Raw genomic sequence first — 7,695 nt, 5'->3', positions numbered from 1 at the left:
GACAGACCTGATAGGAGCCGCCGATTGGCCCCTCATCCTCGTTGAGGTCGACGTCGCTTTCGTCGTCGAGGCCGGACTTGCGCTTGATCTCGAACAGGGCCGTCTGGCGCACGCCGGGCAGGGCATCGCTGCCGGTGATGTGACCGCTATCGCCACCGAGCGAAGCCAGTTGCACCGGCTTGGCCGTGGAACTGGCCGAGGCCAGCGTGATGATCGGCTTTGCCGCTGCTGGCGTCGCTTTTGCCTGCGCCAGGGGCTGCTCGCCCGTTCGGGCGTTGCTGATGATGGGGGTTGGTGTCGCCGAGGCTGGCGTTGCGCCAAACATCGAGGCGAGGAAGCCTTTCTTCTTTGGTGCTTCGGCCTGCGGCATCTCGCCAGCCGTCACATAGACCGGGTTGTTCATGGCCGGAGCGGCAGCGGGCTTCGGCGCCGCCACGTCGCCGTCGACCGCGGCAATCTGCTGGGCGACCGCGTCGGTTTGCTGCGCGGTCTGTGCCTGCTGCGTCAGCGATTGCGGCGTGTTTCCAACGATGGTTTCGGCGCCCGCCGGCGTGGTCAGCGGAAAGGCAGCTCCCGGTTTGGACATAGGCACGTAGGCGACTTTTTCAGGCAGCGCCGTATCGCTCGCCGTCATCACGGTCGTCTGCTCGGTCGTGACCTCGGACGAATCGGTGACAGCGGCCGACTTGCCACTTGAGGCAGCATTCATATCCGATGCGGTGGCATTGTAACCGGGCATTCCGACCGACATTGTCGGGTCGCCAGCCGAAGTGCAGGAGGCCAGAAGCAAGGAGCAGAGCGCTGCCACAATGGCGCGGCGTTCTCCCTTTGCGAGGCTCCATCCTGCTGATTTCAAAGTCAAATTCCCCCTCGATGTCCGGTCGGTATATCCTTGGCGCCACACGCATGCGTCGATGCCAAGGTGACCTTTGTCTCCGATCCGGAAACGAGACCTGTGTCAAATCCGCAAGCCTGAAAGTATTTTTGCGGTGATTGCCGAATTACGGCCGCTTGATGGTTGACGACACCATTTCGCCCGCTTTTGGCGGTCCGTCAACTCACCACACATTACAGTCCGTTACACACGTACTTTCACATAGGTGCCGGGAGCATCACCCAAGGTTTTCATATGCTTGCCCGGTTTGCGGGCAGGCACGCGGGTGTTGTCCTTGGCCTCTATCCAGTCTTGCCAGTGCGGCCACCAGGATCCTGGATGGTCGGTGGCATTGGCTATCCACTGGCTGAAGTCGCCCGTCGGCGTACCCCCGGTCCAGTACTGGTATTTGTTGGATGCCGGCGGATTGACGACCCCTGCGATATGGCCCGACCCGGCCATCACATACTCGACCGTGCCGCCGAAATATTTCGAACCGAGGAACACCGAAAGCGCCGGCGCGATGTGATCTTCCTTGGAGGCGAGGTTGTAGACCGGGATGGTGATGTCCCCAAGCGAAACCGTGTGACCCGCCAGTTCCATCGTGCCTTGCGAAAGGTTGTTCTCGAGATAGCAGTTGCGCAGGTAGAAAGAGTGATTGGCCGCCGCCATGCGGGTGGAATCTGCATTCCAGTAGAGCAGGTCGAAGGGCAGGGGATCCTTGCCGCGCATGTAGTTGTTGACGACATAGGGCCAGATCAGGTCGCCTGAGCGCAGCATGTTGAAGGCGGTCGCCATCTTGGTGCCGTCGAGATAGCCCTTTTCGCTCATCGACTTTTCCACAGCGGCGACCTGTTCTTCGTCGACGAACACCTTCAGGTCGCCTGCATAGGTGAAGTCGACCTGCGTGGTGAAGAAGGTAGCCGATTTTATGCGGTCGTCGCCCTCTTGCGCCATCAGCGCCAGTGCCGCCGCCAGAAGCGTGCCGCCAACGCAATAGCCGATCGCGTTGACGTCGCGTTCGCCGGTGGCCTTCTCGACGGTGTCGAGGCCGTATTGCAGACCCTCGCGGATATAGGCTTCCCAACTCTTGGTGCCGTGGCGCTCGTCCGGATTGATCCAGGAGATGACGAACACGGTGTGGCCCTGTTCAACCGCCCAGCGAATGAAGGATTTCTGCGGGTTCAAATCGAGGATGTAGAATTTGTTGATCCATGGCGGGCAGATCAGCAAGGGCCGCTTGAGCACCGTCTCGGTCGCCGGGTCGTACTGGATGATTTCGGCGACGTCGCTGCGGCCGACCACCTTGCCAGGAGTGGTGGCGATGTTCCTGCCGATCTCGAAGGGCGAGTAGTCGGCCTGCCGCAGCTTCAGGTCGCCCTTGCCGGCGGCGATGTCCTCGGCCAGCATCTTCATGCCGCGCACCAGGTTTTCGCCGTTCGACGCGACGGTTTCACGGAACAGTTCCGGATTGGTCAGGATGAAATTCGACGGCGAGATGGCGTTGGACACCTGCTTGACGTAAAAGCCGGCCTTGTGGCGGGTGTGCTCGTCAAGGCCTTCGGCGTGCTCGACCAGATCGGCCGCCCAGCGCGAGGTGACGAGATAGGCCTGCTTGAGGAAATCGAAGAAGGCGTTGCGGCCCCATTCCGGGTCGAGGAACCGCTTGTCGCCGCGCTCCGGCTTGACCGCGTCTTCGGTGTCTTGCGCGGCGTTGCTGGTGCGCTGAATGGCGTTGGCCCAGACCGTCATATAGCCGGAAAACAGCCGCGTCTGCGCTTCCAGCGCGCGCTGCGGATCGGCAAGCCAGTATTCGCTGAGCTTGGAAAAGGTCTTCACCATATCGACAACGGGCTCAGCGACATGGTCGCGCACGTCGCCTTTTTCGCGCGGCTCGGCCCAGGCGGAAGCGGCCTTGCCGGCCTGCTCGATCATGCGCGCCATGTTCAGGGCGAAGCGTTCCGGGTCCTTCACCAGATATTGCTCGACGGTCGAAGGCTCGTCATCTTCCGCTTTGCCCGAATCGGGTGTTTTGGACATGGTTGGCGGGGTTCCTCCCGAGGCCTTTTCTTGACATATTAACATGGGACATCCGACCGGGCCAATCTCGCTCTACCTCGGCTGCCAAGGAAACAATATGACGATTAATATTGGCGAAACTGTTTTTTTCGGTGCTGGACATTTTTGCCGCATCGGCGCGGCGATCGTCCTCATCGGGATTGCCGGGTGCTCGAGCACCAACACGAATGGCCCGACGCCTGTCGCTGCGGGTACGGGGCCGAAGGATACCGGCACCTTTCCGAACCTGAACATCAAGCCGCAAGTGGCGGCGCCTCAGTTCACCGAAGCCGAGAAGAACGCCAAGCTCGCGCAATTGAAGGCGGATGAGAATGCGCAGGCGGCAAAGGGCGGCGGCCCGAAGGTCGCCAACCAGGCGGCGCTGACGGATCTGGCCAAGAAGCATGGCGACGAAACGCTGAAGCAGATCGAAGCCAAATGCGACCCCGCCCTCGACCCTACCTGCAAATAAGTATATAGCGCGCGCCCAACACCCCCTTCGCTGTCTGGAACTGCCATGGAAGAATTTCACAAGGTTCGCCGGCTTCCGCCTTACGTGTTCGAGCAGGTCAACCGGCTCAAGGCCAGCGCCCGATCGCGTGGCGCCGACATCATCGACCTCGGCATGGGCAATCCGGACCTGCCGACGCCCAAGGCTATCGTCGACAAATTGTGCGAGGTCGTGCGCGACCCGCGCACGCATCGCTATTCCTCGTCGCGCGGCATTCCGGGCCTGCGTCGCGCCCAGGCCGCCTACTATGGCAGGCGCTTCGGCGTGAAGCTCAACCCCGACACGCAAGTGGTGGCCACGCTTGGCTCGAAGGAAGGCTTCGCCAACATGGCGCAGGCGATCACGGCGCCCGGCGACGTGATCCTGTGCCCGAACCCGACCTATCCGATCCATGCCTTCGGCTTCATCATGTCGGGTGGCGTCATCCGCTCGCTGCAGGTGGAGCCGGACGACGGCTTCATCCCGGCGCTCGAGCGCGGGGTCAAACATTCGATCCCGAAGCCGCTGGCGCTGATCCTCAACTATCCGTCGAACCCGACGGCGCTGGTCGCCTCGCTCGATTTCTACAAGGATGTGGTCGCGTTCGCCAAGAAGAACGACATCATTATCCTGTCCGACCTTGCCTATTCGGAGATCTATTTCGACGGCAATCCGCCGCCTTCGGTGCTGCAGGTGCCTGGCGCGATCGACGTTTGCGTCGAATTCACCTCTATGTCGAAGACCTTCTCCATGCCCGGTTGGCGCATGGGCTTTGCCGTCGGCAACGAGCGGCTGATCTCGGCGCTGACGCGGGTGAAATCCTACCTCGATTACGGCGCCTTCACGCCGATCCAGGTGGCGGCGGCACATGCGCTCAATGGCGACGGCGCCGACATCGCCGAAGTGCGCGACATCTACCACAAGCGCCGCGACGTGATGGTCGATGCCTTCGGCCGCGCTGGCTGGACCATTCCGGCACCGGCGGCATCGATGTTCGCCTGGGCGCCAATCCCGGAGCCGTTCCGACATCTCGGCTCGCTCGAATTCTCCAAGCTGCTCATCGAACATGCCGACGTGGCCGTGGCGCCCGGTGTCGGCTTCGGCGAGCATGGCGACGAATTCGTGCGCGTCGCTCTGGTCGAGAACGAGCACAGGATCCGGCAGGCGGCGCGCAACATCAAGCGCTTCCTGTCGACCAGCGCCAAGCAGCCCAACAATGTCGTGCCGCTCTCCGCTCACCGGTAAGCTTGCCGCACGCAAATTCGATCTGACTTTGAGGGACGTCGCCGGACATGGCTGAAGCATTGCGTGTTGGAATTGCCGGCCTCGGCACCGTTGGCGCGTCGGTGGCGCGCGTGCTGCGCGACAAAGCGGTGGAACTGACCCGCCAGTGCGGCCGTGACGTGATCGTCACCGCCGTCTCGGCGCGCGACCAGAAGCGCGATCGCGGCGTCGATCTGAGCTCGGCAAAGTGGTTCGACGATCCGGTCAAGATGGCGCAGACCGCAGAAATCGACGTGTTCGTCGAACTGATCGGCGGCGACGAGGGCCCGGCGCGCTCGTCGGTGAAAGCGGCACTCGAAGCCGGCCGTCACGTCGTCACCGCCAACAAGGCGCTGCTGGCCAAGCATGGCGTGGCGCTGGCCGAGATCGCCGAGAAAAAGGGTGTTCTGCTCAACTATGAGGCGGCGGTGGCGGGCGGCATTCCCGTCATCAAGACCATGCGCGAGGCGATGGCCGGAAATTCGGTTACGCGCGTGTTCGGCATCCTCAACGGCACCTGCAACTACATCCTGACGCGCATGGAGGCCGAGGGCATCTCGTTCGATGCTTGCCTGCAGGACGCGCAGCGGCTGGGCTATGCCGAAGCCGATCCGACGTTCGACATCGAGGGCCACGACACCGCGCACAAGCTGTCGATCCTGACCAGCCTTGCCTTTGGCACCAGGATCGCCGCCAACGACATCTATATGGAAGGTATCTCCAACATCACCCAGGCCGACATCCGCGCGGCCGCCGATCTTGGCTACCGGATCAAGCTGCTGGGTGTCGCCCAGCGCACCGAGAGCGGCATCGAGCAGCGCGTGCATCCGACGATGGTGCCGACGGCATCGGTCATCGCGCAGGTGCATGGCGTCACCAATGCGGTGGCGATCGAGACCGACATTCTGGGCGAACTGCTGCTGTCAGGCCCCGGTGCCGGCGGCAACGCCACCGCCTCGGCCGTCATCGGCGACATCGCCGACATCGCCAAGAGCCGGCCAGGCTTCCAGCATGGTCCGGTCTTTGGACGGCCGGCGAAGGAGCTGAAACCCTACAAGAAGGCGCAGATGCGCAGCCATGCCGGCGGCTATTTCATCCGGTTGACCGTGCATGACCGCATCGGCGTCTTCGCGGCAATCGCCAAGCGCATGGCCGATAATGACATTTCATTGGAATCGATCGTCCAGCACGCGGTCAATGGCGAGGCGGCGGCACAGAAGACGGTGATCCTCGTCACCCACGAGACGACGGAGGCTGCTGTGCGCAAGGCCGTCGATGGCATCACCAAGGATGGCCATCTGACCGACAAGCCGCAGGTCATCCGCATCGAGCGGGCAGGGTAGCTTTCGCCCGATAGCCCTGCGGGACAGGAATCCCGTAGGCATTGAGGTCTGGTCTGGTGGGGACAGCCGCCACGCGGGAACGAATTGGTGTCGTCGCCGTTCTCTTGGTCAGCAACCAGAGGAACCGCTTCATGGCCGATACCAACAAGTCCGACACCCCTAATATCGACGACATCCAGAAGACGCTGGAAAAGCAGATTGCCGATTTGCGCAAGGAGATCACCAAGATCAACAAGAGCATTTCGGCGCGGGGCGCGGAGATGCTCGACGACGCCAGTGAACAGGCGTCCGAGTTGTACGACACGGCCGCGAGCCGCGCTTCGCGTACGGCGCAACAGCTGCGCAGCCAGGCTCAGGCTGTTTCGGAGGTCGCGCGTGAAAATCCAGGTACGACGACAGCTTTGGTCGGCGTGATCGGCCTGCTCGGCTTTCTGGCCGGCTTCGCCATTGGTCAATCGACGAACGATACCTCCCGCCGCTGGTATTGACCGCAGCGCGATAGGGCCGGGCTTCCGGCCCACTCTCTTGTTTTCAGCAAATCACTTTCAAGGAGGGCACCATGGCTTCATCAGCATTGATCGGCATCCTGATCACATTCCTCGTCATCATCCTCGTTCTCTATCTGGTTCAACGCCTGCCGCTCGATGGCCGGATGAGACAGATAGTTCAGGTCATCGTCATCATCATCGGCATCATTTCACTGCTCAAATACCTCGCGGTTTTCTAGGCCGCGAACGCCGCCATTTTTACCGTTTTGAGACTGGCCCGGCGCACGGCGATCGGGCCAGTATCGTTTCAGGATGCGGCTTAACCGATTGGTATTGTTGGTTATTCGATAAAATCCTCGGTAGGTCTTGCCGTTGTCATGCTGGTTTGACAAAACAGGCCCGCCTCCGGCGGGAGGCCGCATTGCCAACGAGGAAATCACCAGATGAATGTGGCCCAGAACATCGTCGCCGGCCTTGACCGGATACTCACCATGGAACTGGTGCGCGTCACCGAACGAGCCGCCGTCGCGGCCGCCAGGCTGCGCGGGCGCGGCGACGAAAAGGCGGCCGACCAGGTCGCAGTCGACGCCATGCGCCAGGAACTCAACCGGCTTGCCATCAAGGGCACTGTGGTGATCGGCGAAGGCGAGCGCGACGAGGCGCCGATGCTCTACATCGGCGAGGAAGTCGGCTCCGGCAAAGGTCCGGCCGTCGATATCGCGCTCGATCCGCTCGAAGGCACGACGATTTGCGCCAAGAACCTGCCCAATGCACTCGCGGTCATCGCGATCGCCGAAAAGGGCAGCCTGCTGTTTGCGCCCGACGTCTACATGGACAAGATCGCCATCGGTCCGGGCTATGCGGACGGCGTCATCGACATCGACGCCTCGGCGGCTGAGAACATCGCCAGCCTCGCCAGGGCGAAGGGCGTGGCGATATCGGATATCACCACCTGCATTCTCGACCGGCCACGTCATGCCAGGCTGATCGATGCCGTGCGCGCCACGGGTGCCGCGATCCGGCTGATCGGCGATGGCGATGTCGCCGGCGTCATCCACACCACGGATCCGGAAGAAACCGGCATCGACATCTATCTCGGCACTGGCGGCGCACCAGAGGGCGTGCTGGCCGCTGCCGCGCTGCGCTGCACCGGCGGCCAGATGCAAGGCAGGCTGATCC

8 protein-coding genes are annotated in these 7,695 nt (G+C 62.3%); 6 read left to right on the top strand and 2 right to left on the bottom strand.

All coding sequences use genetic code 11. The annotated features are described in order from the left end of the window. On the bottom strand, positions 1 to 862 hold an 862-nt coding region (locus EOB59_RS25260), incomplete at its 3' end, for a peptidase M15A (RefSeq protein ID WP_128289486.1). Positions 863 to 1,078: 216 nt separating this feature from the next. After that, positions 1,079 to 2,914, bottom strand: coding sequence for a class I poly(R)-hydroxyalkanoic acid synthase (gene phaC, locus EOB59_RS25255; RefSeq protein ID WP_127396079.1), 1,836 nt, complete (start codon positions 2,912 to 2,914; stop codon positions 1,079 to 1,081). Between the two features lie 97 nt (positions 2,915 to 3,011). On the opposite strand from phaC, the gene EOB59_RS25250 reads away from it, so the two are divergent. The 6 genes from EOB59_RS25250 to glpX all read left to right on the top strand — a co-directional run. Continuing rightward, positions 3,012 to 3,404: a hypothetical protein gene (locus EOB59_RS25250; RefSeq protein WP_127269945.1), complete on the top strand. Its 393-nt coding sequence runs from the start codon at positions 3,012 to 3,014 to the stop codon at positions 3,402 to 3,404. Positions 3,405 to 3,449: 45 nt separating this feature from the next. Continuing rightward, positions 3,450 to 4,667 (top strand): LL-diaminopimelate aminotransferase, encoded by a 1,218-nt coding sequence (locus tag EOB59_RS25245; RefSeq protein WP_023810473.1) that lies wholly within the window; start codon positions 3,450 to 3,452, stop codon positions 4,665 to 4,667. Between the two features lie 47 nt (positions 4,668 to 4,714). Further along, positions 4,715 to 6,028, top strand: coding sequence for a homoserine dehydrogenase (locus EOB59_RS25240; protein ID WP_127398513.1), 1,314 nt, complete (start codon positions 4,715 to 4,717; stop codon positions 6,026 to 6,028). A gap of 131 nt (positions 6,029 to 6,159) precedes the next feature. Beyond that, a complete protein-coding gene (locus tag EOB59_RS25235) occupies positions 6,160 to 6,516 on the top strand; it encodes a hypothetical protein (protein WP_127327460.1) in 357 nt (118 codons plus the stop codon). A 71-nt stretch (positions 6,517 to 6,587) separates the two neighbouring features. Further along, the gene (locus EOB59_RS25230) at positions 6,588 to 6,755 is read left to right on the top strand and encodes a Thivi_2564 family membrane protein (RefSeq protein WP_013531988.1); all 168 of its coding nucleotides are present in this window, start codon (positions 6,588 to 6,590) and stop codon (positions 6,753 to 6,755) included. Between the two features lie 204 nt (positions 6,756 to 6,959). After that, positions 6,960 to 7,695, top strand: a 736-nt coding sequence (gene glpX, locus EOB59_RS25225) for a class II fructose-bisphosphatase (RefSeq protein WP_245486748.1), incomplete at its 3' end; no start/stop codon positions are given.

Origin of the sequence: Mesorhizobium sp. M7A.F.Ca.MR.176.00.0.0 (assembly GCF_004023165.1) — a bacterium.
GTDB lineage: Bacteria > Pseudomonadota > Alphaproteobacteria > Rhizobiales > Rhizobiaceae > Mesorhizobium.
This window is presented reverse-complemented; position numbering and strand designations above follow the sequence as displayed.